The organism is Aestuariivirga sp. (assembly GCF_041738905.1).
Taxonomy (GTDB): Bacteria; Pseudomonadota; Alphaproteobacteria; order Rhizobiales; family Aestuariivirgaceae; genus Aestuariivirga.
In genome coordinates, this window is the sequence record NZ_JBGSOZ010000070.1 from 1 (window position 1) to 26380 (window position 26380).

The 26380-nt window shown below is 62.8% G+C and carries 29 protein-coding genes; 24 read left to right on the top strand and 5 right to left on the bottom strand.

Annotated elements, in window-relative coordinates:
• Positions 1-1733 (top strand): NahK/ErcS family hybrid sensor histidine kinase/response regulator (locus ACEW8Q_RS05545; protein WP_373503060.1); only part of this gene is annotated, 1733 nt, incomplete at its 5' end.
• A gap of 3 nt (positions 1734-1736) precedes the next feature.
• Here the strand turns inward: ACEW8Q_RS05545 and ACEW8Q_RS05550 are convergent.
• Complete coding sequence (locus ACEW8Q_RS05550) at positions 1737-2390, bottom strand: response regulator (RefSeq protein WP_373503061.1); 654 nt, start codon at positions 2388-2390, stop codon at positions 1737-1739.
• An 86-nt stretch (positions 2391-2476) separates the two neighbouring features.
• A complete protein-coding gene (locus ACEW8Q_RS05555) occupies positions 2477-3118 on the bottom strand; it encodes a hypothetical protein (RefSeq protein WP_373503062.1) in 642 nt (213 codons plus the stop codon).
• A gap of 121 nt (positions 3119-3239) precedes the next feature.
• Between ACEW8Q_RS05555 and ACEW8Q_RS05560 the strand changes: the two genes are divergently transcribed.
• The 19 genes from ACEW8Q_RS05560 (at position 3240) to ACEW8Q_RS05650 (ending at position 21140) form a co-directional block, all read left to right on the top strand.
• The gene (locus tag ACEW8Q_RS05560) at positions 3240-5528 is read left to right on the top strand and encodes an NADP-dependent malic enzyme (protein ID WP_373503063.1); all 2289 of its coding nucleotides are present in this window, start codon (positions 3240-3242) and stop codon (positions 5526-5528) included.
• Between the two features lie 12 nt (positions 5529-5540).
• Positions 5541-7526: a hydantoinase/oxoprolinase family protein gene (locus ACEW8Q_RS05565; RefSeq protein WP_373503064.1), complete on the top strand. Its 1986-nt coding sequence runs from the start codon at positions 5541-5543 to the stop codon at positions 7524-7526.
• A gap of 144 nt (positions 7527-7670) precedes the next feature.
• Entirely contained in the window at positions 7671-9758 is a 2088-nt protein-coding gene (locus ACEW8Q_RS05570) for a PAS domain S-box protein (RefSeq protein ID WP_373503065.1), read from the top strand.
• Positions 9759-9886: 128 nt separating this feature from the next.
• A complete protein-coding gene (locus ACEW8Q_RS05575) occupies positions 9887-10264 on the top strand; it encodes a hypothetical protein (RefSeq protein ID WP_373503066.1) in 378 nt (125 codons plus the stop codon).
• The gene (locus ACEW8Q_RS05580; RefSeq protein WP_373503067.1) at positions 10261-10950 is read left to right on the top strand and encodes a prolipoprotein diacylglyceryl transferase family protein; all 690 of its coding nucleotides are present in this window, start codon (positions 10261-10263) and stop codon (positions 10948-10950) included. Before ACEW8Q_RS05575 ends, ACEW8Q_RS05580 begins: the two co-directional genes overlap by 4 nt.
• Positions 10947-11387: a hypothetical protein gene (locus tag ACEW8Q_RS05585; protein ID WP_373503068.1), complete on the top strand. Its 441-nt coding sequence runs from the start codon at positions 10947-10949 to the stop codon at positions 11385-11387. The genes ACEW8Q_RS05580 and ACEW8Q_RS05585 overlap by 4 nt, the downstream gene beginning before the upstream one ends.
• Complete coding sequence (locus ACEW8Q_RS05590) at positions 11384-12796, top strand: radical SAM protein (protein ID WP_373503069.1); 1413 nt, start codon at positions 11384-11386, stop codon at positions 12794-12796. The genes ACEW8Q_RS05585 and ACEW8Q_RS05590 overlap by 4 nt, the downstream gene beginning before the upstream one ends.
• Positions 12797-12820: 24 nt before the next feature.
• Entirely contained in the window at positions 12821-13186 is a 366-nt protein-coding gene (locus ACEW8Q_RS05595) for a hypothetical protein (RefSeq protein WP_373503070.1), read from the top strand.
• A 1-nt stretch (position 13187) separates the two neighbouring features.
• On the top strand, positions 13188-13448 hold the full coding sequence (locus ACEW8Q_RS05600; RefSeq protein WP_373503071.1) for a hypothetical protein: 261 nt from the start codon (positions 13188-13190) through the stop codon (positions 13446-13448).
• On the top strand, positions 13448-13762 hold the full coding sequence (locus ACEW8Q_RS05605; protein ID WP_373503072.1) for a hypothetical protein: 315 nt from the start codon (positions 13448-13450) through the stop codon (positions 13760-13762). Before ACEW8Q_RS05600 ends, ACEW8Q_RS05605 begins: the two co-directional genes overlap by 1 nt.
• A 151-nt stretch (positions 13763-13913) precedes the next feature.
• Complete coding sequence (locus tag ACEW8Q_RS05610) at positions 13914-14678, top strand: TerC family protein (RefSeq protein ID WP_373503073.1); 765 nt, start codon at positions 13914-13916, stop codon at positions 14676-14678.
• Positions 14679-14784: 106 nt separating this feature from the next.
• Entirely contained in the window at positions 14785-15273 is a 489-nt protein-coding gene (locus tag ACEW8Q_RS05615) for a MarR family winged helix-turn-helix transcriptional regulator (RefSeq protein WP_373503074.1), read from the top strand.
• Complete coding sequence (locus ACEW8Q_RS05620) at positions 15270-15950, top strand: GNAT family N-acetyltransferase (RefSeq protein ID WP_373503075.1); 681 nt, start codon at positions 15270-15272, stop codon at positions 15948-15950. Before ACEW8Q_RS05615 ends, ACEW8Q_RS05620 begins: the two co-directional genes overlap by 4 nt.
• 74 nt (positions 15951-16024) lie before the next feature.
• Positions 16025-17680, top strand: coding sequence for an energy-dependent translational throttle protein EttA (ettA, locus tag ACEW8Q_RS05625; protein ID WP_373503076.1), 1656 nt, complete (start codon positions 16025-16027; stop codon positions 17678-17680).
• Positions 17681-17710: 30 nt separating this feature from the next.
• Positions 17711-18307 (top strand): L,D-transpeptidase, encoded by a 597-nt coding sequence (locus ACEW8Q_RS05630; RefSeq protein ID WP_373503077.1) that lies wholly within the window; start codon positions 17711-17713, stop codon positions 18305-18307.
• A 72-nt stretch (positions 18308-18379) separates the two neighbouring features.
• Positions 18380-18697, top strand: coding sequence for a DUF1778 domain-containing protein (locus ACEW8Q_RS05635; protein WP_373503078.1), 318 nt, complete (start codon positions 18380-18382; stop codon positions 18695-18697).
• Positions 18694-19191, top strand: a complete 498-nt coding sequence (locus ACEW8Q_RS05640) for a GNAT family N-acetyltransferase (RefSeq protein WP_373503079.1) — start codon at positions 18694-18696, stop codon at positions 19189-19191. The genes ACEW8Q_RS05635 and ACEW8Q_RS05640 overlap by 4 nt, the downstream gene beginning before the upstream one ends.
• 72 nt (positions 19192-19263) lie before the next feature.
• Positions 19264-19857 (top strand): L,D-transpeptidase, encoded by a 594-nt coding sequence (locus ACEW8Q_RS05645; RefSeq protein ID WP_373503080.1) that lies wholly within the window; start codon positions 19264-19266, stop codon positions 19855-19857.
• Between the two features lie 38 nt (positions 19858-19895).
• A complete protein-coding gene (locus tag ACEW8Q_RS05650) occupies positions 19896-21140 on the top strand; it encodes a right-handed parallel beta-helix repeat-containing protein (RefSeq protein ID WP_373503081.1) in 1245 nt (414 codons plus the stop codon).
• Positions 21141-21144: 4 nt separating this feature from the next.
• Here the strand turns inward: ACEW8Q_RS05650 and ACEW8Q_RS05655 are convergent, their stop codons facing one another.
• Complete coding sequence (locus ACEW8Q_RS05655) at positions 21145-22032, bottom strand: LysR substrate-binding domain-containing protein (protein WP_373503082.1); 888 nt, start codon at positions 22030-22032, stop codon at positions 21145-21147.
• A 118-nt stretch (positions 22033-22150) separates the two neighbouring features.
• Between ACEW8Q_RS05655 and ACEW8Q_RS05660 the strand changes: the two genes are divergently transcribed.
• Positions 22151-22348 (top strand): hypothetical protein, encoded by a 198-nt coding sequence (locus ACEW8Q_RS05660; protein ID WP_373503083.1) that lies wholly within the window; start codon positions 22151-22153, stop codon positions 22346-22348.
• Positions 22345-23115, top strand: coding sequence for a trans-aconitate 2-methyltransferase (gene tam / locus ACEW8Q_RS05665; RefSeq protein ID WP_373503084.1), 771 nt, complete (start codon positions 22345-22347; stop codon positions 23113-23115). The genes ACEW8Q_RS05660 and tam overlap by 4 nt, the downstream gene beginning before the upstream one ends.
• Here tam and ACEW8Q_RS05670 read toward each other — a convergent pair.
• Together ACEW8Q_RS05670 and ACEW8Q_RS05675 are read right to left on the bottom strand one after the other, a co-directional pair.
• Entirely contained in the window at positions 23112-23675 is a 564-nt protein-coding gene (locus ACEW8Q_RS05670) for an ABC transporter substrate-binding protein (protein WP_373503085.1), read from the bottom strand. The genes tam and ACEW8Q_RS05670 overlap by 4 nt on opposite strands.
• A 90-nt stretch (positions 23676-23765) precedes the next feature.
• Positions 23766-24713: a lysophospholipid acyltransferase family protein gene (locus ACEW8Q_RS05675; RefSeq protein ID WP_373503086.1), complete on the bottom strand. Its 948-nt coding sequence runs from the start codon at positions 24711-24713 to the stop codon at positions 23766-23768.
• Positions 24714-24799: 86 nt separating this feature from the next.
• On the opposite strand from ACEW8Q_RS05675, the gene ACEW8Q_RS05680 reads away from it, so the two are divergent.
• Positions 24800-25420: a glutathione S-transferase family protein gene (locus tag ACEW8Q_RS05680; protein ID WP_373503087.1), complete on the top strand. Its 621-nt coding sequence runs from the start codon at positions 24800-24802 to the stop codon at positions 25418-25420.
• 447 nt (positions 25421-25867) lie between these two features.
• Positions 25868-26224 (top strand): TVP38/TMEM64 family protein, encoded by a 357-nt coding sequence (locus tag ACEW8Q_RS05685; protein ID WP_373503088.1) that lies wholly within the window; start codon positions 25868-25870, stop codon positions 26222-26224.
• Positions 26225-26380 lie beyond the last annotated feature (156 nt).

Below are 26380 nucleotides of genomic sequence, written 5' to 3' on the forward strand. Positions count from 1 at the left end.
CCGACGTGCGGCTCATCCGCTTTGCCGAACATCTGCTGGCCAGTGCTGTGGGCGTTGCCTCGGCCCGCCTCGTGATCGCGCTGATGCTGGAGCGTCATTCGACGCATGCACGCGGCGCCATGAAGCTGCTGGACGATGCCTCCGCCGCCATCCAGCACAACCGCGACCTGCTGCAATCGGCCATCGACAACGTCGACCAGGGCCTCGCCGTGTTTGAACCCGGCATGACGCTCATCTGCTGGAACAGCACGTTGCAGGAGTTCCTGGGGCTGGGCAGCGACCTCAACCGGGTCGGCACGCCCATCACCGAAGTGCTGGGCGCCTTCCTGTCGCGGACAGCGAGCGGCACGGAAGCCATCGACGACCGGGTGAGCAAGATCGCCATGACGCAGGAGGTGTTCCGCGAGCGGCGGATGGACACGGGCCAGGTCTTCGAGTTCCGGTCGAGCCCGATGCCCGATGGCGGCGTGGTCGTCACCGTCATCGACGCGACAGAAAGCGTACTGGCGGCCGAGGAATTGCAGCGCGTGAACGAATCGCTGGAACGCCGCGTGATGGAGCGCACGGCCGAACTCACCTGCCTCAATGCGGAACTGGCCGACGCCAAGGCCGAAGCCGATGCCGCCAACCTCTCCAAGACGCGTTTCATCGCGGCGGCGAGCCACGACATTCTTCAACCGCTGAACGCGGCGCGGCTGTTCACCTCCACGCTGGTCGAACGCATGAAGCGCTCGAAGGATGGCGAGCTTGTGCGAAACGTCGATTCCTCGCTCGAAGCGGTGGAGGAAATCCTCTCGGCGCTGCTCGACATTTCACGCCTCGACGCGGGCGCCATGAAAGCCGAGGTGGCGCCCTTCCGCATCGACGACATCCTGCAGGCGCTGGCGCTCGAATTCGGGCCGGCAGCGCGCAAGAAGGGCCTCAGGTTCACTGTGGTGCCGTGCGGCCTTACGCTCAATTCCGACCGCAAGCTGCTTCGCCGCGTGCTCCAGAACTTCGTGTCCAACGCCATCAAGTACACGAAGGAAGGCCGCGTGCTGATGGGCTGCAGGCGGCACGGCAACATGCTCAGGATCGAGGTTCACGATACGGGTCCCGGCATCCCGGATTCCAAGCGGGAGATCATCTTCCAGGAGTTCCAGCGGCTGCATACCGATGGCGATGGCACCTCCGGGCTGGGCCTCGGGCTTTCGATCGTGGAGCGCATGGCGAAGGTGCTCGAAGCACCGCTCACCTTGCGCTCTGCTCAGGGCAAGGGGTCGACGTTCGCCGTCGACGTCCCCGTCACGGAAGCCATCAACCCCGCCGTTCTGAAAAAGCAGCGCAAGGTTCAGCCGCCGGCGCTGGCGGGCGCGTTCCGGGTGCTGGTGATCGACAACGAACGAAGGATCGTCGAGGGAATGGAAGTGCTGCTCACGGGCTGGGGCAACACGGTCCACACCGCCGCGGGGCTCGACGAGGCGCTGGCTGTCCTTGCCGCGACCGAAGGTAAGTTCGATATGATTCTTGCCGACTATCACCTGAACAACGAAGACGGAATCTCGGTGATCAGGGCGCTGCGAACCAGGGCGCGGCGGCATATCCCCGCCGTTCTCATCACCGCCGACCGAACTCCGGCGGTCGCCGACCTCGCGGTGGCGCATGATGTCCATCTGTTGCGGAAGCCCGTGAAGCCGGCAGCACTTCGGGCCGCCATGTCACACGTCGCCATACGAGCCGAGGCTCCCGTCTAAACTTCAGTGCTCCGCCGCCGCAACGCCGTCGATGCGGCTCGCTGCGATCACGGCCTGCGTGCGGCTCGATACGTTGAGCTTCTGCAGGATGGCCGAAACATGCGCCTTGATGGTGGCCTCGGAGACATTCAGTTCATAGGCGATCTGCTTGTTCAGCAGGCCCTCGCGCAGCATCATCAGGACGCGGATCTGCTGGGCGGTAAGCGTTGCGATGCGCCGCGCGATCTCGTCGGCTTCCTTGTCGGCGGCTGTCGCCTCGGCAAGGCCCTCGGGTACCCAGATATCGCCTTTCAAGACCGCATTCACCGCCGCGATGATGGTCTCGATGCCGGAGGTCTTGGGGATGAAGCCGGACGCATTGAGGTTCAGCGCCTTCTGCACGAGGCCCTGGTCGTCCGAGGCTGTCACGATGACCACGGGGATGTTGGGATATTGCGCGCGCAGATAGATGAGGCCCGACAGGCCCTGCACGCCCGGCATGCGAAGGTCGAGCAGGATCAGGTCGAAATTGTCATCCTTGTCGAGAAGGGCGGTGGCGGCGTCGAGCGAGCCCGCGAGCGCTACTGTAGCCTGGGCGACACCGCCTGATATCGCCTGTTTCAGCGCTTCACGGAACAGCGGGTGATCGTCGACAATCAGTATGCGGGTTGCCGCCATGCATCAAGCCCTCCCAAGCCCCAAGGTGTCATTCTTCGCCGATAGGGCGGGCAACCGCAAGCGCCGCGGCGCCGGCCCGTAACCCTTCATTCCAAAGCGTCTTTCGTGCGCTGGCCCTCGATCGACTGCTTGCGGTCCATGAAGGTGCGGCGCATCCACGGCACATCGGGCGCGTTCCAGTTGGGTTTCAGGCCAACGACCATGTCGAAGAAGGCGATGGCGTTGGCCGGGTTCTCGGCCACGTTTTCACGGAAGGAATCCCAGAAGCGGGGGTCGTCGGTGACACCGGACTCCTTCGGTTCTGCATCACCCATCTCGCTCAGCACGGCAGCAGCGACCGAGAGGCAGAAACTGGTATAGGCATAGCCCTCGGGCCAGCGCTTCAGCCGGTGGTCGAGCGTGTCCGGAATGGCGGGGAGCCCAAGCTCGGTGGGCACGATCGCCGTGATGGGCCGTGAGGCGAGAAGCTCCTTCAGCATCATGCCGGCAGCAAACAGCGTGAAATCCTGCCGGTTGATGTCGGCCAGGTGCTTGGTCTGGTCGAAGGCCTGCCGCCAGCGCGAGAAGGCTTCGGCGAGCGCTGCATGGTCGACTTCCGCCGCCAGCCCGGTGCCCTTGAACAGAAGCTCGATGTTCTTCTCGAAACTCCACAGGATCGTGCGGAACCGCCTCGCCTCATGGCTGAGGTCGTCGACCTTGCGGACTTCGGTTTTCAGGGGTGTCAGCATGATTTCGGCATTCTAGTCCACTGGGGCCGCCAATCAACGTGCAAATGCCCGGGCGTGCCAAAGGGTTGCAAATCAGCGGCAATCGGGGCCACAAGGGGCCGGGGAAGAGGAGAAACGCACCATGTCCGCGCCCATATCGAGCGACCTGAAATCGGGCGCACTGATCTATCATGCGCAGCCCAAGCCCGGAAAACTGGAAATTCGTGCCACCAAGCCGCTCGGCAACCAGCGCGACATGGCGCTGGCCTATTCCCCCGGGGTCGCGGCGGTCTCCGAAGCGATTCATGCGGACCCATCGCTGGTGTCCAAATACACCAGCCGCGCCAACCTGGTGGGCGTCATCTCGAACGGCACCGCGGTCCTGGGCCTCGGCAACATCGGGCCGCTGGCCGCCAAGCCGGTGATGGAGGGCAAGGCCGTCCTGTTCAAGAAATTTGCCGACATCGACGTCTTCGACATCGAGGTGGCGCAGTACGATGTGGAGGGTTTCGTCAACACCGTCGCGGCACTTGAACCCACCTTTGGCGGCATCAACCTTGAGGACATCAAGGCCCCGGAGTGTTTCGAAATCGAACAGCAACTCCGCGAGCGCATGAACATTCCGGTGTTCCACGACGACCAGCACGGCACGGCGGTGATCGTCGGCGCTGCCGTCACCAACGCCCTCATGCTGGCGGGCAAGGACATTTCCAAGGTCAAGATCGTGGCCTCGGGTGCGGGTGCCGCGGCCCTCGCCTGCCTCAACCAGCTCGTGAGCCTCGGCGCTGAGGTGAGCAACATCTGGGTGACCGATCTCGAAGGCGTCGTCTATCGGGGCCGCGAGAAGTTGATGGACCGCTGGAAGGCGGTCTTCGCGCAGGACACCGATGCCCGCGCGTTGAAGGATGTGATGGCCGGTGCGGACATCTTCCTCGGCCTCTCGGCGGGAGGCGTGCTGAAGCCAGAGCTGCTGAAGCAGATGGCGCCCGATCCGCTCATCCTTGCCTTGGCCAATCCCAACCCGGAAATCATGCCGGAGGAGGCCGTGGCGATCAGGCCGGACGCGATGATCTGCACCGGGCGCTCGGACTACCCGAACCAGGTCAACAACGTGCTGTGCTTTCCTTATATCTTCAGGGGCGCGCTCGATGTCGGGGCCTCGACCATCAACGAGGAGATGAAGCGGGCCGCCGTTAATGCCATCGCAGGCCTCGCGCGAGAAGCGCCGTCGGACGTGGTGGCAAGAGCATATGACGGCGAGACGCGGCTGTTCGGCAAGGACTCCCTCATTCCCGCGCCTTTTGACCCGCGCCTCATCCTGCGCGTCGCACCCGCCGTCGCGAAGGCAGCAATCGAGTCGGGCGTCGCCACCAGGCCCATCGCCGATCTCGATGCCTATGCCGAAGGGTTGCAGCGTTTCGTGTTCCGCTCGGGCTTCGTCATGCGGCAGATCTTTGCGGCGGCGCGGAAGTCGCCGCAGCGCGTCATCTATGCCGATGGCGAGGACGAGCGCGTGCTGCGTGCCGCCGAAGTGGTGCTGGAGGAAGGGATTGCGAAGCCGATCCTCATCGGGCGCCCGGCGGTGATTGAGACGCGTCTCAAGCGCTACGGCCTCACCATCGTTCCGGGCCGCGATTTTGACATCGTGAACCCCGAGGACGATCCGCGCTATCGCGACTATGTCGCCAGCTATGTCGAATATTCCGGCCGGCGCGGCATCACGCCGGACGCGGCGCGGACACTGGTCCGCACGTCGACGACCGTGATCGCGGCAATCGCCATGCGGCGTGGCGAAGCGGACGCCATGATCTGCGGCCTCGAAGGCCGCTATCGCGGCAAGCTCCGCCATATCCGCGATATCATCGGGCTCGCTCCGGGCGTGCGCGAGCTCGCGGCCATGAGCCTGATGATCACGTCGCGCGGCATCGTGTTCCTCACCGATACGCATGTGCAGCCGGACCCTTCAGCCGAGGCCATTGCCGACACGGTCAAGATGTGCGCGGCACACGTCGGCCGCTTCGGCATCCAGCCGAAGATCGCGCTCGTCTCGCATTCCGACTTTGGCGATTTCGATACGCCGGCCTCCGTCAAGATGCGGAAGGCGCTGGGGATCATCCGGGAGCGTGCGCCGGACCTTGAGATTGACGGCGAGATGCAGGCCGATACCGCATTGATCGAGGCCGTGCGTGCCCGCAAGCTGCCGTCCTCGACATTGAAGGGAGATGCGAACCTGCTGGTCATGCCGGATCTCTCGTCCGCCAACGTCGCCTACCAGATCGTCAAGGTGTTCGGCGAAGCTCTGCCGGTGGGGCCGATCCTGCTCGGCACCGCCATGCCCGCGCATATTCTGACGGGCTCCGTCACCTCGCGCGGTGTCGTCAACATGACCGCGATTGCCGTTGCCGAGGCAGCGACATGTCTGCGGGCCTGATGATCTGACGCCATGACATCGAAAACCTATCTCATCGGCGTCGATACCGGCGGCACCTATACGGATGCCGCCGTCATCGAGGCGCAAGGCCACAAGGTGGTCGCGTCCGCCAAGTCGATCACCACCAAGGGCGACCTCTCGATCGGCGTCACCGGGGCGATCACGGCGGCCATCGCCAGGCTGCCGCAGGGGCTGAAACCGCAGGACATCGCGCTTGTCTCGGTCTCGACCACGCTTGCCACCAATGCCGTGGTCGAGGGTCACGGCAGCGCCGTCGGCGTCATCCTCATCGGCTTCGACCAGGCGATGGCGGAGCGCACCGGCATCGCCAAGGCCTTTCCGGGCATGCCGCTCACCATCATCGCGGGCGGGCACGACCACAATGGCGACGAGGCGAAGCCGCTGGACGTGGCGGCCCTCGAAGTGGCTATCGGCAACATGCCGGTCGATGCGTTCGCCATTGCGTCCGCCTTCGCCGTCCGCAATCCCGCGCATGAGCAGCGTGCCCGCGAACTGGTCGCCCAGTTCACAGGCAAGCCCGCGACGCTCTCGACTGAACTCACTTCCGCGCTCGACGCGCCGCGCCGCGCGCTCACCGCCGTTCTCAACGCGCGGCTCATCTCGCGCGTGTCGATGCTGATATCCGCCGTGCGCCGTTCCATGGCGGCGCTTGGCGTCGATTGCCCGCTGATGATCGTCAAGGGAGACGGCACGCTTGCGCTAGCGGAGCGCGTGGCCTTGCGCCCCATCGAAACGGTGCTTTCAGGCCCCGCCGCCAGTCTCGTCGGCGCCTCATGGCTTTGCGGGCGCAAGGATTTCATCATGTCTGACATGGGCGGCACCACGACCGACCTCGGTGTGCTGGTAGATGGCCGCCCGCAGGTGGCGGAACACGGGGCGGAAGTCGGCGGCTGGCGTACCATGGTGAAGGCCATCGACGTCAAGACCATCGGCCTTGGCGGCGACAGCGAGATTTCGATCGGCCTCAATGGCAAGATGGACGTCGGACCGCAGCGCGTGGCACCGATTTCGCTTCTGGCCTCGCGCTACCCGGAAGTCGTCGCCATGCTGGAGGCCGACCTTGCCGATACCGAGGGCGGATCAATGCACGGCAAGTTCGTGCTGAAACCCTTCGGCGCAAGCGCCTCTCACTCAGCCGAGGTCAATCCGCGCGAAGCAGAAATCCTCGCGATGGTGGACGAGCGTCCGCGCGCCATCCGCAAGATCGCAGTCTCTTCCGCCGCGCAACGGGCGCTGGCCTCGCTCAAGCGCAAGGGGCTGGTGCAGACCGGAGGGTTCACGCCATCGGATGCCGCGCATGTTCTGGGGCTTCAGGACAACTGGCCCGGCCCTGCCGCGGAACTCGCCGCGAAGCTGATGGTGCGCTTCCGCGACATGAAGCTGGGCGATGCCGTCAGGGTCGAGGGCTTCTGCCGCGAGGTGTGGTCGGAAACTGTCCGCCGCACCTGCAGGGTCATTCTCGACACGGCCTTCGGCAAGAGCTTCGGCGACCATGACCTGGTCGATGCGGTGAGTTCCGGACGTGGCTCGCTCGGCCTCGCAAGGGTGTCGCTGTCACCTTCGGTCCCCGTCGTTGCGGTTGGCGGCCCGGTGCGGGTCTATTATGAAGAGGTCGGCAAGCGGCTTGACTGCGACATGGTGTTCCCGCCGTTCTTCGATGTGGCCAATGCGGTCGGTGCCGCGACCGGCGTCATCGCGCAGGTGGTGACGGTGACTGTCGAAGGCGATGGCAACGGTCTGTTCCGCGTTCATGGCATATCGGGTGTCCAGCAATTCACCTCCGGCACCGCGGCGCTGGCGGCGGCCGAACAACAGGCCCGCGCGGCAGCGCTCGAGGCCGTCACCCAGCTTGGCGCGCATGATCCCCAGGTGCAGGTCAGCGTGTCGAAGCACCATCTCCCCGATGCCGCAGACGACAGCGGGCTGCTGGAAGCCGTGATCCGCGCCGAGGCCATCGGACGGCCGGAAACCGCCTGAGGCGGGCTGTTAACGTCTCCTTATCCATGGGGCGAATGTTGCAGTTGGATGATCGGAAAGGCTCCAGTTTTCAGGGTTCGGGCAAGGGTCCATTAACTCAGGGCGACCTAATCATGATGGTAAGCAATGTGCGAAGGGTCCGCCATGAATCCGCCTGTCAACGCCGCCAGCCTCAACCAGCCTTTCACGGGATGGGATGAACTCCGGTCGGGCGCTCCGGCCCCCACATGGAAGATCGAGAAGCCTGCGGTGCAGACGCGGCATGAAGGGCTGGTGCCATTCTTTCCGGACCAGAACGGCAAGGTCTACGAGATGCTTCTGGCGAGCCTGCCGGTCATGCTGCATTGCATGGACGGGCAGGGCCGCATCACCTCGGTGAACCGGCACTGGTCCGCTTCGCTGGGCTATACGCCGGACGAGGTCCAGGGCCGCTCCTTCAACGAGTTCCTGACGGCGGAGTCGCGTGCCCGCCTCGTGCAGGACATCTATCCGTCCTATTTTCAGTCGGGCGTGTGCCGCTCCGAACTGATGAATGTCATCCGCCGCGACGGTTCCACCGCCCAGGTGCTGCTGTCGATGAATGCCTATCGCGGTGACAAGGGCCGCATCGAGCGGTCCGTCTGCCTCATCGACCAGCCAATCTCCGTCAATCTGGAGCAGCCGGTCACGGTCGTCGACGACCAGCGCTTCAAGGGCGCGTTCGAGAATGCCATGCACGGCATGGCACTGGCGGCACCCACCGGTGAAATCAGCCTCGCCAATCCCGCTTTCTGGCAGTTGATGGGCCGCGAGCCCGGTCAGGCGGCCATCGACGCGCTGATCCTGCCGCAGGACCGCAACGGCTTCCTCACCGTGATGAGCGACCTTCTGCAGGGCGGCAGGGAAAGCGCACGGCTCGAACTTCGATTTTCCCGGCCCGACGGGTGCACGGTGCAGGGCGAAACCCTCATCACCCTGGTTCGCAGTGCCGAGGGCGTGCTCGAACAGCTGATCGTGCAGGTGGCGGACGCCAGCGAGAAGAAGCAGGCGGCCTCCTCGCTGCAGCGCGCGCAGAAGATGGAGGCCATCGGCCAGCTCACCGGCGGCCTCGCGCATGACTTCAACAATCTCCTCACCGTCATCATCGGCAACCTCGAGCTTCTCGAAGGAAAGATGCCGGACGACCGCTCGACCAAGCGCCTGTCGGAAGCCATCAATGCGGCCCGCAAGGGTGCGGGCCTCACCCGCCAGATGCTCGCCTTTGCGCGGAAGCAGGAACTCGAGCCGCGCGACGTGCGGATCAACGAACTCGTCGCCGGAATCGAGCCGCTGATCGCCCGCACCATCGGCGAACAGACCGAACTCAAGGCCGATCTCATGGCGGGCGATCCGCAAGCCGTGATCGATCCCTCGCAGCTCGAATCCGCCATCCTAAACCTCGCGATCAACGCGCGCGATGCGATGCCCAAGGGCGGCCATTTGACGATCGAGACGCAGCCCGTCTATCTCGACGCCGCCTATGCCGAGAAGCATCAGGAAGTGACTCCCGGCCACTATGTGATGGTCGCGGTGTCAGACACCGGCACAGGCATGTCGCCCGAACTGCTGGAAAAGGTGTTCCAGCCCTTCTTCACCACCAAGGAGCAGGGCAAGGGCTCGGGCCTCGGCCTCTCCATGGTCTATGGCTTCATCAAGCAATCGGGTGGCCACATCAACGTCTACAGCGAAGTGGGCCACGGCACTGCGGTGAAGATGTACCTGCCGCGCAAGTTCGCGGCGGGCGAGGTCATTCCGGAAGTGCTCGGCGTTGCACCCGAGATGGTGCAACCGGCGGAGACCGAGACCGTCGAACTTCAGCCCGAACCCGAAGCGCCGCGCAAGCCCAAGATCCTCGTCGTCGAGGACCAGGAGGCAGTGCGCGCGGTGGCCTGCGGCTTCCTGCAGGATTTCGGCTATGACGTCATCGAGGCAGAAGACGGCCTTCAGGCGCTGGCGAAGCTTCAGGAAAACCTGGACGTCGACCTCATGTTCTCCGATGTCGTGATGCCCGGCGGCCTCAATGGCTTCGACTTGGCACAGGCCGCGCGCGGCATCCGCCCGGATCTCAAGGTGGTGCACACGTCCGGCTACCCAAAGGGCGCCATGGTGCATCAGGAAGAGCCGCGCTTCCGCGAAGGCTTCATCATCATGAAGCCCTATCGCCGCGAAGACCTCCAGAAGATCATCCGCGACGCACTCGACTTCCAGAGCTGAAATCTGGCGCGGCACAGGTGCATTCGCGCCTGCGTTTCAATCCCAGATACATGAGAGATTCGACCGCAATGTGCTAACCCTCATTACTGCCGGGGGGCGACAGCATAAGTCACATCGGGAGAACGACCATGAAGGGTGCAGCGCGCCTGTTTCTGACTCTTGCGATAATCTATGCTTTGTGTGGCATGATCCTTGGCATTTACATGGCTGCCAGCGAAAACCACACCCAGATGCCGACCCATGCCCACACCATGGTAGCAGGCTGGATCATGTCTTCGGTCTTCGCGTTCTTCTATCATTTCTTCCCTGAGATCGGCGCCAAGCGGATGGCATACGTGCACTTCTGGCTTCAGGGCATCAGCGGTGTCGTGCTGGTCGTGTCCCTGTTCTTCTATCTTGGCGGCAATCCGAACATCGGACCGATTACGGGGCTGGCGTCCTACGGGTTTTTCGCCGGAATGCTGGTCTTTGCCTGGAATGCGCTGCCTGTTATCAGGACTGCGTGATCGTTCATACTCTGTTTGATCTTCTGGCCGCGGCCTCCGCCCTTACCATGACCGTTCTGGTCTATCGCTGGCGGTTGGCCGATGCCGGGCAGAAGATCGAACAGGCGGGACTTGGCTATGCGCTGGCGCTGGTCATGGGTGCCGTCATCGGCGGTTTCGGGGCGGGCACGCTGAACCTCTGGCTTTCGGGCGAGCCCGGTATCGGGCGCAGCATTGTGGGCGCGTTGGCGGGCGCCATTGTCGCGATTGAACTCTTCAAGGCCGTAAAGGGGATACGGGGGTCGACGGGGATCATCTTCGTTCCGGCCTTCGCGACCAGCGTGATGGTGGGGCGCTGGGGCTGCTTCCTGTCGGGGCTGGACGACCAAACCCATGGCACGCCGACCGCGCTTCCCTGGGGACATGACTTCGGCGACGGTATCCTGCGTCACCCGGTGCAACTGTACGAGTCCCTCACCATGGGGCTTTTCCTGGTGATGGCACTTGTTCTCATCGGTCAGCGCAACCCCTTCTTGATGCGGAACGGCTTCTACCTCCTTGTGCTGGTCTATGGCCTGCAGCGCTTCTTGTTGGAATTCCTGAAACCCTACGGCGCCCTCATCGGGCCCTTCAACCTGTTCCATTTCATTTGTGCCGGACTCATGATTTACTCCTTGGTCATGATTGTCAGGGCGAAGGCAAAATGACCCGGGCGGATTTCTGGTGCCGGGTTCTCGGCTGGGTCCAGATCGTGGGAGCGGCCGTCGTGGGCGCGGCGATCTATATGCTGTGGGCCATCCTGTTCAGCTGGATCGAGATCGATGACGGCGGTTTCTTCAAGATGCTGATGTGGTTCATCGTCTTCATCATGGCGTTTCCACCCTTTCTTACCGGGCTTCTCACCGTGGTCTTCGCCGACAAGGTGGAGCAGGCGCGGAATGGCTTCCGCGAAAGCTCGCATTGGGTTCTTCGCGTGGTCCTGGCGCTCAGTGGTCTGTGGTCGGCGGGTGTCATCGGCTTCGTCGGAGTGACGCTGCCGCCCATCACGATCTTCGCGGTGCTGGGCCTTGCCTCCACCCTCATCGCGATCCTCGGCCATGAATGGACCGCCGATCTCTTCAAACCCAGCGAGGCCCAGCCGTGAACGCGCCCATCCGGAAGATTGCCCCTTACATCTTCTACGGCCAGACCACGTCGATGTGCGGGGAGTGCATGGCGCTGGTTCCGGCCAAGATCATCATCGAGGAGGAGAATGTCTATTACCTCAAGCGCTGCAAGGCGCATGGGGTGCAGAAGGCGCTCGTTTCCACGGATGCCACTTATTACAAGCTCTGCCACGATTACCTGAAGCCGGGTGACCGTCCGCTGCAGCCCCAGACCCGCACTGAGCTGGGCTGCCCCTATGACTGCGGGCTCTGCCCCGACCATGAGCAGCATTCGTGCCTGGCCTTGATCGACGTGAACGAGGCCTGCAACCTCACCTGCCCGGTGTGCTTCGCCGACAGCTCCACGGCCAAGACCGCGCACCGGCCGCTGGCCGAGATCGAACGCATGATGGATGCGCTGGTGGCGTCGGAAGGCGAGCCCGATCTCCTGCAACTGTCGGGCGGCGAACCGACCATCCATCCGCAGATCATCGAGATCATCGAAGCCGCAAAGCGCCGGCCCATCCGCCACATCATGCTCAACACCAATGGCATCCGCATCGCGCAGGAGCCGGATTTCGTGAAGCAACTGGCGGCCTTCAAGCCCGGCTTCGAAGTCTATCTCCAGTTCGACTCGCTGCGGGCGTCCGTCCACAAGAACCTGCGCGGCGCCGACCTCACCCGGATTCGCAGGCAAGCGCTGGAAGCCCTTGAAAGGGAATCGATTTCCACCACCTTGGTTGTTGTCGTGAAGGCCGGCCAGAACGATGATGAACTGGGCGAGATCATCGACTTCGCGCTCAAATGGAAATGCGTGCGCGGCATCACCTTCCAGCCGATCCAGGACGCGGGCCGCAACGAAGGCTTCGACCCTGCCAAGGATCGCATCGTGCTCTCCGACATCCGCCGCCGGATCATCGAGGCGAAGACTCCCTTCGGCGCGGGCGATATCATACCCTTGCCCTGCAATCCGGAATCGATCGCCATTGGCTACGCGCTGCGGAGCGGCAACAAGATCGCGCCGATCACATCCTTTTTCCCGAAGGACATGCTGGTGGAGGCGCTGCCCAATGCCATCACCTTCGAGAAGTATCCGGACCTTCACAAGCAGATCCTGAACTTCTTTTCGCTCTCGACGGCGGAGTGCAACAATCCCGAAAAACTCGACGCGCTGCTGTGCTGCCTGCCGCAGATCCCGGTGCCGGAAGGCATGGGCTACGAGAACATCTTCCGCATCGCCATCGTGGAATTCATGGACCAGCACAATTTCTGCATCGGCCGCGTGAAGCGCTCCTGCATCCATTTCGTCACGCCCAACGGCCAGATCATCCCGTTCGAGACCTATAACATGTTCTACCGCGACGCGGCGGCGCGGCAGCGGATGACCGTGAGCAGGGGGCAGGCGTGACACAAGCGGCAGGTGCCCTCTGAGATGAAAATCATCCTCGCCATTTTCTGCGGGCTCATCGTTCTCTTCGCTGGCGGTTGTGCGCTCTTGCTGGTGTCGGGCAGCGGTTATAACGGCATGTTCCAGTCGCTGCCGGTGGCGGCCATTCCGGGCGGCATCGCTGCCTTGAACGTGCTCGTGCTACTGGCGCTGTTCAGCGCGCGGACGCCACAGGTCTGGGCCTTCCACGTCCTTGCCGTCATCGACGTGCTGGTGATCCTGGTTCTCGCCGCCATGTGGCTCAGCTTCGGCCTGAAGGACAGCGAGATCAACGTGCTCGGCAGCGTTTTGCTCGGCGGCCTCGCCATCAAGGCCGTGCTCACCGTTCTCACGGCGCGCAGGATCACCTGACATGAATATCGTCGCCATCATCTTCGGTCTCCTGCTTCTCGCGTTTGGAGGCGGCTGCGTGTTGATGTTCGTCGTTTTCAGCTTCACCGACCCAAAGGGCATGCTGGCCGACATTCCCGTGCTGCTGACGACGCTCGTGCCGTTCGGTGTCTTGCCCGCCATTCTCGGCTGGTTCCTGTTCCGCTGGGGCGTGAAGAGGGACCGCAAGCAGCAGGCTGAGGCGATCATCCACAATCCATCTGATCCGGGAGAACCATCCTGATGTTTCTCGGTCTCATTGCCGGCCTGCTGGTGCTCGGTGGCGTGTTGTGGTTCCTGCTGGAGCGCCACGAGGCGCGGCGGGCGGCGGCGGGCCTTCCCCGGCATTCCACGCTGCGGCTTATCTTCGGCGCAGCCGCACTGCTCACCATGCTGTTCTCCGGCGGCTGCGGCCTCCTGTTCCTGGCGAACATGGATGGCCAGTATGTGAACTGGCAGATGGTTGCCATTCTGGCGGGGCCGCCGCTCGCCGTCGGGTTTTTCGTCTGGTGGCTGGCCATGCGGCGGTCAAGGCCGGAGCCTCCGGTCCAGCCGTAACCGGGCGGTGACGCCGATGGAACCTGAGCGGGACATGGTTGTTGTGAAGGCCTGACCCAGCGGCCGAAGTCACTGGTGACTTCGCTGTTGAAGACAGCGTATCGCTGCGGCATAGGACATTCCCACCGCGGATTCAGCAGAAAGACCCATCATGGAATTCTGGCAGACCTATTTCTCTTTCGTCCTGACGGCCGAAGGGTGGATCGCCCTTGCGACACTGGTCGCGATGGAAATCGTACTCGGCATCGACAACCTGATCTTCATCTCGATCCTGTCCAACAAGCTGCCAGAAGCGGATCGCGCGCGGGCGCGGCGGCTGGGTATCGGCGCGGCCCTGGTAATGCGCCTTGTTCTGCTGGCAACCGTTTCGTGGATAACCCAACTCACGACACCGGTTATTACGGCTTTCGACAAGGGCTTTTCGTGGCGCGACTTCATCCTCATCGCCGGCGGCCTGTTCCTCGTGTGGAAGGCAACGCGAGAAATCCATCACACCGTCGATCCCGTCGACCACAAGGATTCTCTGGTAAGCGATACCATGACCCTCACCATCGGGGCCGCGGTCTTCCAGATCCTGCTGCTTGATCTTGTGTTCTCGATCGACTCGATCATCACCGCGGTCGGAATGACGGATCAGATCGCCATCATGTATATCGCCGTGATCGCCGCGGTGGTGGTGATGCTGCTGGCGGCGGATCCGCTGGCGAAGTTCATCGAGGCCAACCCGACCATCGTCATGCTGGCGCTGGGCTTCCTGCTGATGATCGGCATGACCCTGATCGCCGAGGGCATGGGCTTCCATGTTCCGAGGGGTTACGTGTACGCCGCCATGGGCTTCTCGGCACTGGTCGAGGCGCTCAACATGTTTGCGAGGCGGGCGCGGCAGCGGAAGAGGGGCACACCTGCTCGCCATTGAACGCGAGGGCGGCCAGACAACTGGCCGCCCTCTTTCATTTCGCTGATCCCTTCTTGCAACCATTTACATATCGTGTTATATAACGTGTTATGAAAATGAGGTTGCGATGACTGGCGATCTGGTCCGTGAGTATGGTTATCTGACGCTCGGCAGCCGCTTCAAGCGCATCGGGGAGCGGATGCAGGCGGATGTTCAGCGGCTGACCGCTGCACATGGCTTCGAACTTCATGGCGCACTCTGGACGATGCTTGCCGCCATTGACCGTGAAGGGCCGTTGAGCGTCGGGGAACTTGCCCAGAACCTCGGAATTGCCCAGCCCGGGGTGACCCGCAGTCTGGCGCAACTTGAGGCGCGCGGGTTCGTCAGCCCGCAGCGTTCGAAAACAGATCAACGCGTGAAGCGCGTGGCGCTTACTGAGCAGGGCCACAAACTGGTCGATCACGCCAAGCGCGAGATCTGGCCACTGGTCGAGCGTGCTGTCGCGGAGATTTGCGAAGGACTCGATGGCCCCTTGCTGGAACAGCTCTCCCGCATCGAAGACGCATTGGCAAAGCGCCCACTGGACCAGCGGGTCAAACTGGAGGACGCCGAATGACATCGCATGTTCTGGACCGGCCACCGCTCAATGCCATGCTCACGCGTCACAGCCACCTCGCTGTCGGCGGTCCACGGGCACTTCGTTACCGTCCCGACATCTCCCCCTTTGCCGGGATGGCAGATGACAGCGATGAGGCGCTTTGCGACCTGACCGCGCTCATTCCAGAGAGTGGCGTGATCCTGGTGGCCCAGCCGGAGAAGCAGAAAGTACCGCCAGGTGCTGCTGCCGAGCATGTTGTCGAGGTCGTGCAGATGGTGGCCGAGACGGTGTCCGCGCCGGATGAGCACGTGAATTTCCTCGAACTCTCTGACGCCGACGCAGGCGAAATGCTTGCGCTGGCCACCCTGACGAAGCCCGGACCCTTCGCCGCGCGGACTCATGATTTCGGCGGATATGTCGGTATTCGGGCTGAAGGCAAGCTGGTGGCCATGGCGGGACATCGCTTTCAGGTGCCGGGCTTCACCGAGGTAAGCGCCGTCTGCACCGATCCCGGTTTCCGGGGCAAGGGTTATGCCGGCTTCCTCACGCGGCTTGTCGCGGGGCGGATCATGGCGCGGGGCGAGACGCCGTTCCTCCACAACTATGCGACCAACACCAATGCCATCCGCCTCTGCGAGACACTGGGCTTCGTGTATCGCACCAGCCTGTGGGTCAGCGTGCTGCGCCGCGCGTAGGCGTTGATTTCGGGGGCATAAGACACTACAAGCCGCGCCAACACTTCCCCCTTTTTGAAAAGAGACAATCCGCGATGGCGCGCCAGTTCATCTATCACATGCAGGCTCTGTCGAAGTCCTATGCCGGCGGCAAGAAGGTCCTCGACAACGTTCACCTGCAGTTCTACCCGGACGCCAAGATCGGCGTTCTCGGCCCCAACGGCTCAGGCAAGTCGACGTTGCTCCGCATCATGGCGGGGATCGACACCGAGTGGAACGGCGAGGCCTGGCTGGCGGATGGCGCCACGGTCGGCTATCTGCCGCAGGAGCCGGAACTCGACCCGTCGCTGAACGTGCTCGGCAATGTCATGGAGGGTGTTGCCGCCAAGAAGGCGATCCTCGACGAATACAATGCCCTGATGGCCGACTACAACGACGAGAACGCCGAGAAGGCCGGCAAGATCCAGGACATCATCGACGCCCAGAACCTCTGGGACCTCGAAGCCCAGGTGGAGCAGGCGATGGATGCGCTCCGCTGCCCGCCGTCTGACGCCTCGATCGACAATCTCTCGGGCGGTGAAAAGCGCCGTGTCGCCTTGACCCAGCTTCTGCTCAGGAAGCCCGACCTGCTGCTGCTCGACGAGCCCACCAACCACCTCGATGCCGAGTCGGTGAACTGGCTGGAACATCACCTGCGCGACTATCCGGGCGCCATCCTGATCGTCACCCACGACCGCTACTTCCTCGACAACGTGACGGGCTGGATCCTCGAGCTCGACCGTGGCCGCGGCATCCCCTACGAGGGCAATTACTCGGCCTATCTCGGCCAGAAGGCCAAGCGTTTCGCGCAGGAATCGCGCGAGGACGCGGCGCGCCAGAAAGCGCTGGCCCGCGAGCAGGACTGGATCGCGGCGTCTCCCAAGGCCAGGCAAGCCAAGTCCAAGGCCCGCATCAAGGCCTATGACGAGTTGCTCAAGATCAACGACGAGCGCCTGAAGTCGACCACCGCCCAGATCATCATTCCGCCGGGCGAGCGGCTGGGCGACAACGTCATCATCGTTGAAAACCTGTCCAAGGCCTATGGCGACCGGCTGCTGATCGACAACCTGTCGTTCAAGCTGCCGCCCGGCGGCATCGTCGGCATCATCGGGCCCAACGGCGCGGGCAAGACCACGCTGTTCCGCATGATCACTGGCCAGGAGCAGCCCGATTCCGGCACCATCACCATCGGCAACAGCGTGCACCTGGGCTACGTCGACCAGTCGCGCGACTCGCTCGATCCGGACAAGACCGTCTGGCAAGAAATCTCGGGCGGCAACGACGTCATCTATCTCGGCAAGCGCGATATGAACTCCCGCGCCTACACGGGCGCATTCAACTTCAAGGGCGGCGACCAGCAGCAGAAGGTGGGAACGCTCTCAGGGGGTCAGCGCAACCGCGTGCACCTCGCCAAGATGCTCAAATCCGGCTCCAACGTCCTGCTTCTCGACGAGCCGACGAACGATCTCGATACCGAAACGCTGGCGGCGCTCGAAGAGGCGCTGGAGGATTTCGCCGGCTGCGCCGTGGTCATCAGCCACGACCGCATGTTCCTCGACCGCCTCGCCACCCACATCCTCGCCTTCGAGGGCGACAGCCATGTCGAATGGTTCGAGGGCAACTTCCAGGATTATGAGGAAGACAAGAAGCGCCGTCTGGGCGAAGATAGCGTGATGCCGAAGCGCATCAAGTACAAGCAGTTCGCGAGGTAATCGAACTGAGACAACCAGGGAGAGTGACACATGCTGTATTCACGGCGTGAATTTCTGGGAAGCATGCTGGCGGCGGGCTGTCTCGCCGTGCGCGGCGGCGATGCGGAGGCGGCGGAACTGGTGCCGATCTTCGCGTCGGAGGCATTGGAAGTGCCATACAAGTTCCGCCGGCAGGAGGTGAAGTACAAGACCTCCGAACCGGCGGGCACCATCGTGGTCGACCCGAAGAAACACTGGCTCTATCACGTGCAGGGCGGCGGCAAGGCCATCCGCTATGGCGTGGGCGTCGGCGCCGATGGCAAGACATGGTCCGGCGAGGCCGTCATCAAGCGCAAGCAAGAATGGCCGAAGTGGAAACCCACGAAGGAGCATCTGGCCGCCTATCCGTCACTTGCGAAATACAAGGACGAGCCGATGCCCGGCGGCCGCGGCAACCCGATGGGTGCGCGCGCGCTCTATCTCTTCCAGGGCGACAATGACACGCTCTACCGCATCCACGGCACGCCCAAGCCCTCCGGCATCGGCCGCAACGTGACGTCGGGCTGCATCCGGATGCTGAACGTCGACGTGATCCATCTCTACAACCAGGTGGAGATCGGAACGCGAGTAGTGGTGCTGCCGGGGTAGGGGTGAAATCAATCTCGGTTCATGCTGTTTGCCTTGTCTGCCGACAGAACAGCCGGAGTCCGAGTTGACGTCTTGACATTGTCTGGCGTTCACCCCATCCTCAATTTCATGACCACCACCGCACGTTCCGAGAAGCTTGATCTCCGCCTCAGTCCGCAGGCCAAGGAACGGCTGTTTGCGGCGGCGAAGGCGCAACAGCGGTCGGTGTCGGAATTCGTGTTGCAGTCCGCGCTCGAACGGGCGGAGGAGACTCTGGCCGACCGTCGGCTGTTCCAGCTTTCATCCGAGGATTGGGCTCGGTTTCAGGCGGCCCTCGATGCGCCGCCTCGTTCCCTGCCTCGCTTGAAGAAGCTGCTGCGCGCGCCGGGACTTTTCGATCCCAAGGCGTGACGGCGTTTCGCATCGAGAAGCTGGCGCGTCACCATGACGTCGATGGATTCGACTGCGGCAGCGAGGCGCTGAACCGGTTTCTCATCCGCTTTGCGCTGAACAGCCAGCTGGCTCACGCCTCGCAGACCTATCTGGGCTTAGCCGACGATGCGGTTGCCGGATTTCACACGCTCGTCGTGGGCGAGGTGCAGATCGAAGATGCGCCTGAGCGGCTGAAGAAGGGCCTGCCACGCCATCCGGTTCCAATCATGGTGCTTGCCCGGCTTGCAGTTCACAAGGATTGGCAGGGCAAGGGTGTCGGTGCAGGCCTTCTGAAAGATGCCGTGCTTCGCACATTGGCCGCCGCCGACATCGCCGGAATCCGCGCGCTGGTGGTGCATGCGAAGGACGATGCGGCGCGTGCCTTCTACGTGCGCTACGGGTTCAGCCCGGGGTTCAGTGATCCGCTGCATCTTCACATCCTGACAAAGGACCTGAAGGCCCTGCTGGACTAGCCTGACCCCCCATGACGGCGCATTTCCGCTGTGCTAAAGGGCTGCCAGCATCAACCAGTCCCGAATCCCGCCATGACACTCAACCGCCGCCAGCTTCTCGCTTCACTTGCCGCCACAGCCGCCGCGCCCATGGTGCCCGCCTTTGCCGAGGCTGAACCTTTTCCCGTTCGCGAGAATGACGCCAAGCTGATCGAGTACAAGTACCGGCGGCGCGAGGTGGATTATGAGTCCGCCGAGCAGCCGGGCACCATCATCGTCGATCCGAAGAAGCGCTTCCTGTTTCATGTGCTGGGAGGCGGCAAGGCCATGCGTTATGGCGCGGCGGTGGGCAAGGCCGGGCGCACCTGGTCGGGCGATTCGACGATTGGCCGCATGGTGAAATGGCCAACCTGGACGCCGACGCCAGAACATCTGGCCGAGTTTCCGAAGCTCGCCAAATACGTGCCTGGCGGCATGCCGGGCGGGCTCGACAACCCGATGGGGGCCCGCGCGCTCTATCTCTACCAGGGCGATGTCGACACGATCTACCGCATCCACGGCACGCATGATCCGAAGCTCGTGGGCAAGAAGGCCACGGCGGGCTGCTTCAGCCTGCTCAACACCGACATCATCCATCTTTATGATCGCGTGCAGCTGGGCACGCGCGTGATCGTTCTGAACTATTGAGGCCAGCCCCGTCTCAGGGCTTGCTCCATGATGGTGCGATGATCACGCTTCTCCGCCTGCTCGTTGTTCTGTTCACGGTCTGGAACGCCACGGCGGCGGGCGCTTTCCTGCCGTCCGAGAATACGGGAGGCGCGCGCGGCGATGGCGTGGCCGACGATACCGCCGCCCTGCAGCGCGTGCTCGACAGTGGCGGAACCGTGGTGCTGGGGGCGGGCAAGACCTATCGCATCACACGGCGGCTCGACATCACCCGCGATGGCTCCGGCATCCTCGGCGACGGCACGGCGACATTGCTGATGGGGGCTGGCGCAGGCGCCTTCGACAATGCGGCGCCGGAGAAGAAATATGCGCCCAACGCCACGGCGATTCTCGCCACCAACGTGGTGGGCGTCCGGATCGAGGGGCTCCGCATCCGCTACGGGACGCAGATCGACGACCGCCATGTGAAGGCGATGGCCTTGCGCGGCTGCCGCGATTTCCGGATCGCGGGCAACGACATCTCCAACTTCTCGCTGGCCGATGGCATCGTCTATGTGGGGGCCAGCCAGGACGGCGTCATCACTGGCAATGCCATTCATTCGAGCCATACCAATTCGAAGACGCGCGGCCAGATCAGCGGCATCGTGCTCGACGACGACGACAAGGGCTCGTCGCGGATCGAGATCAGCGGCAACCACATCTACGATCTCACCGTGGGACCTGAGTTCTTCGCGAAATTCAATGCCCAGACCGATGGCATCAACCTTACCATGCGGACTGCCCATGTGGATGTGACGGGCAACCGCATCGAGAACGTGGGCGAGGGCATCGACAGCTTCGCCACCGATACAACCATCGTTCGCAACCGCATCGTCAACGCGCGGGCCTTCGGCATCAAGCTGTTCCACGGCGCCTCGCGCACCGTTGTCCGCCGCAATGACATCGTGGATGCCGGCATCGGCGGCATCGTCATCGGGGGCGCGGCAGCCGGATTGCGCGACAGTGCTGACAACGTGATCGAGGGAAACCGCATCCGGGGCGTCAACCGCGATGGCGGTGCCGGGCGCTTCACCACCTTCGGCATCGGCATCCTGCGCGGCAAGCCCGGCGCCACACGTGTCGTCCGTACGCGGATCATGGGGAACGACATCGAGCTTGGCGGCAATGCGCTGTTCGGCGTTCTTGCCGAGAGCGGCAGTGGAAACGACAATGAAGTGAGCGGTAACAGCATCAGCGGCAGCAGCAGGGAGTCCTACCGGCTCGATCCCGTGACCGTGCCGCGCGCGCTGACGGGAGCCGAGTAGCGCTTCACGCGCCGACTTGAGCCTCGGCCAGCACCCAGTCGCGGAACAGCCTGATCTTCCGGCTGGTGCGATGTTCGCGGGGGTATGCGAGGTAGTAGCCATCGCCGGCACTCGCCGTGATGTCGAAGAGCTTCACGAGACGGCCCGAGGCGAAGCAGTCGGCCTCGAAGCGCGGCGTGATGAGGGCGATGCCGTGGCCCGCCACGGCAACGCTCGCCGCCATCTGCTGGGTCTCGACGTCGATGCCAGGCCTCGTGAAGGTGATGGGTGTCGCAACACCCGCCGCGCGGAACCAGATGTTCCACCAGTCGTCGCTGGGCGCGATGAGGATATGCGAGAGCATGGCCTGCGGTGTTTCGGGGCGGCCTTCGCGGGCAAGATAGTCGGGGCTCGCCACCGCAGTGAAGGTCTGGTCGAAAAGCAGGTGGCGCTCGAGGCCCGGCCAGTCACCGGGGCCTGAACGGATGGCGATGTCGATGCCGTCGGCGGCGAAGTCGGCAAGGCGCGGCGAGATGTCGAGCCTCACCGCAAATTCCGGGTGCTGCAACTGGAAGCGCCCGATGCGCGGGGCAAGCCAGTTGCCGGCAATGGTCTGCATCGTGGAGATGGCCAGAACCGAATGCGCCTTGTCGCTCACCGACCGGAAGGCGCGCGAGAGGCTGGCCAAGGCCGCCTGTACCATGGGCGCCAATTGCTCGCCGCGCTGGTTCAGCCGCACGCCGCGTGCCTCGCGCACGAAGAGGGGTGCGCCCACGAAGGCCTCGATCTGCTTGATCTGATAGCTCACCGCGGATTGCGTCATGTTCAGTTCGTCCGCCGCGCGGCTCAGGTTCTGCAGCCGGGCGGCGGCCTCGAAGACGCGGATGGTGCTGAGGGGCGGCAGGTCACGCATGGGACGACATATAAGCCAGATCGATGGTTCCTGCCAGTTTTCGCGCTGGTCAGTTCATTGCTGTGGGGTCATTCTCAAGGGGCTTCAAGATCACCCATCGAAAGTCCGGAGAGTTGCCATGACGCTTGGTCTGCACCAGTGGCTGCACCTGCTTGCCTGCGCATTTGCCCGGCGCGGGCGGTCCCGCCTACCCGCCTCCCTTGACTTGTCGCGGCTCTCGGCACGGGATCTCCGCGATCTCAACCTGCCGCCAGACATGCTATGCCACATGGCATCGCGCGAGGCAGATGCCCTGCGGCGGAAGGTGTTCCGATGAGTGACTGGCGGCCCGGCCTCTATCTCAAGTTTGCCGATGAGCGCACACGGCCCGCGCGCGATCTGCTGGCGCAGGTGCCGCTGCAGGACCCGCAATCCATTTATGACCTGGGTTGCGGCCCGGGCAATTCCACGGCCCTGCTGGTAGAGCGGTTTCCGCAGGCATCCGTCACCGGCATCGACAATTCACCCGCCATGCTGGACGCGGCGCGCATCGCCTGTCCATCCGCCCGTTTCTTGGACGACGACCTCACGGACTGGATGCCGGACTGGCCGCCCGCTCTGTTGTTCTCCAATGCCGCCCTCCAATGGGTGCCCGGCCATCTCGGCGTCCTCGAACGGCTGGCCGGGACTCTCGGCGAGGGTGGCGTACTCGCGGTGCAGATGCCAGACAACCTGATGGAGCCCAGCCATCGGCTCATGCAGGAGGTGGCAGAGCAGGGGCCGTGGTCAGAGACACTTCGTCTGGCCTCTGCCGCGCGCGACCCTCTGCCAGCGCCGATCGTCTACTACCGGCGGCTCAAGCCGCTGTTCAGCCGGCTCGACATCTGGCACACGACCTACAATCACCCTCTGCAGGGCGCTGCCGGAATCGTGGAGTGGGTGAAGTCGACTGGTCTCAGGCCCTATCTCGATCCACTGACGGAATGCGAACGCGTGGCGTTCCTCGCAGACTATGAGAGCCGTCTCGCTGAAGCCTATCCGGAAGATGACCGGGGCACTGTCCTGCTGCGCTTTCCGCGGCTGTTCCTTGTTGGGCAGCGCTAGCTTTTCAGATAGTCGAAGAGACCGTCGATCGAGCCCGTGCGGCTGATCGTGCCCACGAAGGTCGAGCGCAACTGCTGGGCCAGCCAGATGCCCTTCATGTTGATGTCGGTGATGGTCTGGCGGCCCGACTTCGAGACGCGGAAGATCACGCTCCCGCCGGTCGAGAGCTTGCCATTGACGACATAGCTGCTGCCGCTCACCTTGCAGCCGGTGATCGTCAGTTCGGAGGCGCGAAAGCCCTTGCCATAGTCCTGCATGAATTCGCCGATGAACTTGCGGGTGAGTGCCAGGTACTCGGCTTCGCGCGACTTCGGCAGGTCCTTGCGGTAGCGGCCGAGGGCGAAGAAGCTCAAGGCCCGGAGATCGGTGTAACGTCCCGCCGCATTGGCAAAGGCCGCGGGCGAACCGTTCCGCGCGGCGCTGTCATAGGCATTGCCCGCACTCTGCACGAAGGGCGCAACGGGGCACGAGGCCGCCGCTTGCGGCTGTGCCGGAGACAGGACGATCATCATGAGGGCCGCAAGTGCGGCAAGTGGCATGCGCAGAAACGTCACGATCATGTGTATTGCCTGAACTCTCCGGACTCGACTCGATGGAACATGACAAAAAATGGGGCCGATGGTTCGGTTTCGCCAGATTTTTCTTCTGCCTCAGTCTTCACCCTTGGCCTTTACGCCCTTGATGCGGGCCTCGCGCAAGTGGAGATCGAAGCTCGATCCCTTGATGTCCTCGGGGCGCGCGAGGGCGAAGGTGCGCTTCCTCAGTTCCATCACCAGTTCAGCGCGGTCTTCGATATGGGCGATTTCGGAAAAGGGAATGGGCGCGCCCACCCGGACCTTGAGGCGGGACCCGATCCGGCGCGCGGTCTCGCGGAAGACGAGCGACAGCCGCAGTGTCAGGCTCAGGTGGCTCGCCAGTTGGAACAGCCGCGAGTTCTGACCCACAAAAAAGACCGGCACCACGGTCGCCTGCGACATCCGCAGCAGCTTTGCCGTGAAGGGGGCCCATGGCAGGTCCACCGCGGGGCCTTTCAGCGGCTTTTCCGAGGTCGAGACGCCACCGCCCGGAAAAATGCCGATGGCATGGCCGTCCTTCAGCCAGGCCTGGGCCTGAAGCCTCGAATTCACATTGGTCTCGCGGGCCTCGCGGGTGGGCGCGAAGGCGACGGGGAGCAGGTTGGCGGCGGCCTCCGGCGCCTGGCACAGCACGTCATTGGCCAGAACCTTGGTATCGGGCCTCACTTTGGTCGCGAGCCAGGTGAGGGTGATGCCGTCGAGCACGCCGTAAGGGTGGTTCGAAATGAAGAGAACGGGGCCCGTTTCCGGCGTGCGGGCCAGGGCGGCCTCGTCATATTCCACCTTCATGCGCAGCAGCCGCATGGCCGCGTCGAAGAAATTCTCGCCGTTCTTCACGCTCTTCTGGTGCTGGACATAGAGCTTCTTCAGCTTCCGCTGCCCGCCGATCTTCTCGATCGCCTGGATGACGGCGCGCTGCAGCACCGGCTGGTCGGCCGTTGAATAGCTGAATCGCATCTTCTTGGATGACAGGATTGCCGGTTTCGGCATGTTGGGCCGGGTGTGTTGAAGCTGGCTCACCATGGCATTTCGCAAGGGGTCATGCAATGACGGACCTTCCAATCCGGCGCGGTGTGGTTGTATCGTCGGGGCAGGGAGGACCATCTTCAATGTTTACGCTCTATTGCCGCAATTCCGCCGGTTCCGCCGCCGTCGAGGCCCTGCTCGCCCTGTGCGAGGCGCCCTATAAAATCGAAGTGCTGGACCGCAACCCGGATGGCTCGTTTCCAGAATTCTTTCACCGGATCAATCCCAAGGCCGAAGTGCCAACCCTGGTGATGCCAGATGACAGCATCATGACGGAAAGTGCCGCGATGATGATCCACATCGCCGACCTTTTTCCGAAGGCCGGAATGGCGCCGGACCTGTCGTCGCCGCAGCGCGCGCAATATCTGCGCTGGATGGTCTATCTGGCCGCCGCCCTCTACAACAGCGATCTCCGCCTCTTCTATCCGCACCGCTACACGACCGTCGCAGCCGAGTCCGAAGGCATCAAGGCCCGGGCGGAAGAAACCATGTCGCGCGAGTTCGAGATCTATGCCGAGGCGCTGGGCTCCAACACCTTCATGCTGGGCAAGCTCTCGGCCCTCGACATCTACGCCGCCATGCTCACCAGCTGGGCGCCGGACGTTCCGGCCCTCTTCGCCAAGCACCCGAACCTCAAGGCGATGTACGAGGCGGTGACAAGCGTTCCGGCGGTGAAGAAGGTGTGGGAGCGGAATGGGATGTGAGATCGCAAATCGCTATTGGACTAGAAGTCGCTTGTTTGACTGTGTATTCTGCTCACCTTTCTTGGATATGTACGTCAGAACCAAGAAATGTAGACTAGTTCTAATCTGAGGAGCTGTAAGAACAATGAGCCCTAGCTTGGAAGATAGGCTTTTAATCATCATTTCTCAGGCTGAAAAATCTCAAATAAGCTCATTTAGACTAGGTGCTACACTTGAAAGGAAGTCTGGACTTACCATTGAGCAGCTATCTGAAAACGCACTTCGAGATCGGATAAAGTTTGCCAATGAAACGCTTCGCGATGCAAAACTCATCGCCAAAATCTTTAAGAATCGCTACCGGCTCATCGTAGCCCGCTCCTATTACTCATTTTATCATACCGCGCGTGCACTTGTATACTTCAGCGAGCGAGGGGACGACTTTCAAGAACACTCAAAGATATCAGAAAAATTGCCCAAACCCGCTTCGGCAGGTGGTTGGCAAGGATCAATGAAGGCGTCGAGAAAGACGGGGCGTTCTATCTGTTCACGCTCAGGCTTGTACCGATCGTACCATTTTTCGTGGTCAATCTGGTCATGGGGCTTACGCCGCTGCCGGCAGGCGCGTTTTACTGGGTCAGCCAGATCGGAATGTTGGCTGGTTCCGCCGTCTATGTGAATGCCGGCACACAGATAGCCGGGCTCGAAAATCTCTCGGGAATCCTGTCGCCTTCCTTGCTTGTCTCGTTCGCATTGATCGGGGTATTTCCATGGCTAGCAAGAGCGGTTGTCGTCGTTCAAAGGAGACTGCGAACTAGAGCTCGCTAGTCAACAGCTGAACTAAACCGACATACACCGGATGGCCGGCCTATTTAGTTCGAGTTTTGCGCGAATTGGCAACTTTGGCAAGACCCAGCCTTGGCAAATTGCGTCACCGGTCCGCCAAAGCCGTGATGTCTGCCCGTTACTGCCCGAACACTTCGA

Excerpts from the sequence above, each read along its gene's own strand:
- ACEW8Q_RS05550 (WP_373503061.1), bottom strand. The coding sequence starts at position 2,390 with ATGGCGGCAACCCGCATACTGATTGTCGACGATCACCCGCTGTTCCGT.
- ACEW8Q_RS05555 (WP_373503062.1), bottom strand. The coding sequence starts at position 3,118 with ATGCTGACACCCCTGAAAACCGAAGTCCGCAAGGTCGACGACCTCAGC.
- ACEW8Q_RS05560 (WP_373503063.1), top strand. The coding sequence starts at position 3,240 with ATGTCCGCGCCCATATCGAGCGACCTGAAATCGGGCGCACTGATCTAT.
- ACEW8Q_RS05565 (WP_373503064.1), top strand. The coding sequence starts at position 5,541 with ATGACATCGAAAACCTATCTCATCGGCGTCGATACCGGCGGCACCTAT.
- ACEW8Q_RS05570 (WP_373503065.1), top strand. The coding sequence starts at position 7,671 with ATGAATCCGCCTGTCAACGCCGCCAGCCTCAACCAGCCTTTCACGGGA.
- ACEW8Q_RS05575 (WP_373503066.1), top strand. The coding sequence starts at position 9,887 with ATGAAGGGTGCAGCGCGCCTGTTTCTGACTCTTGCGATAATCTATGCT.
- ACEW8Q_RS05585 (WP_373503068.1), top strand. The coding sequence starts at position 10,947 with ATGACCCGGGCGGATTTCTGGTGCCGGGTTCTCGGCTGGGTCCAGATC.
- ACEW8Q_RS05595 (WP_373503070.1), top strand. The coding sequence starts at position 12,821 with ATGAAAATCATCCTCGCCATTTTCTGCGGGCTCATCGTTCTCTTCGCT.
- ACEW8Q_RS05600 (WP_373503071.1), top strand. The coding sequence starts at position 13,188 with ATGAATATCGTCGCCATCATCTTCGGTCTCCTGCTTCTCGCGTTTGGA.
- ACEW8Q_RS05605 (WP_373503072.1), top strand. The coding sequence starts at position 13,448 with ATGTTTCTCGGTCTCATTGCCGGCCTGCTGGTGCTCGGTGGCGTGTTG.
- ACEW8Q_RS05610 (WP_373503073.1), top strand. The coding sequence starts at position 13,914 with ATGGAATTCTGGCAGACCTATTTCTCTTTCGTCCTGACGGCCGAAGGG.
- ACEW8Q_RS05615 (WP_373503074.1), top strand. The coding sequence starts at position 14,785 with ATGACTGGCGATCTGGTCCGTGAGTATGGTTATCTGACGCTCGGCAGC.
- ACEW8Q_RS05620 (WP_373503075.1), top strand. The coding sequence starts at position 15,270 with ATGACATCGCATGTTCTGGACCGGCCACCGCTCAATGCCATGCTCACG.
- ettA (WP_373503076.1), top strand. The coding sequence starts at position 16,025 with ATGGCGCGCCAGTTCATCTATCACATGCAGGCTCTGTCGAAGTCCTAT.
- ACEW8Q_RS05630 (WP_373503077.1), top strand. The coding sequence starts at position 17,711 with ATGCTGTATTCACGGCGTGAATTTCTGGGAAGCATGCTGGCGGCGGGC.
- ACEW8Q_RS05645 (WP_373503080.1), top strand. The coding sequence starts at position 19,264 with ATGACACTCAACCGCCGCCAGCTTCTCGCTTCACTTGCCGCCACAGCC.
- ACEW8Q_RS05650 (WP_373503081.1), top strand. The coding sequence starts at position 19,896 with ATGATCACGCTTCTCCGCCTGCTCGTTGTTCTGTTCACGGTCTGGAAC.
- ACEW8Q_RS05655 (WP_373503082.1), bottom strand. The coding sequence starts at position 22,032 with ATGCGTGACCTGCCGCCCCTCAGCACCATCCGCGTCTTCGAGGCCGCC.
- ACEW8Q_RS05660 (WP_373503083.1), top strand. The coding sequence starts at position 22,151 with ATGACGCTTGGTCTGCACCAGTGGCTGCACCTGCTTGCCTGCGCATTT.
- tam (WP_373503084.1), top strand. The coding sequence starts at position 22,345 with ATGAGTGACTGGCGGCCCGGCCTCTATCTCAAGTTTGCCGATGAGCGC.
- ACEW8Q_RS05670 (WP_373503085.1), bottom strand. The coding sequence starts at position 23,675 with ATGATCGTGACGTTTCTGCGCATGCCACTTGCCGCACTTGCGGCCCTC.
- ACEW8Q_RS05675 (WP_373503086.1), bottom strand. The coding sequence starts at position 24,713 with ATGGTGAGCCAGCTTCAACACACCCGGCCCAACATGCCGAAACCGGCA.
- ACEW8Q_RS05680 (WP_373503087.1), top strand. The coding sequence starts at position 24,800 with ATGTTTACGCTCTATTGCCGCAATTCCGCCGGTTCCGCCGCCGTCGAG.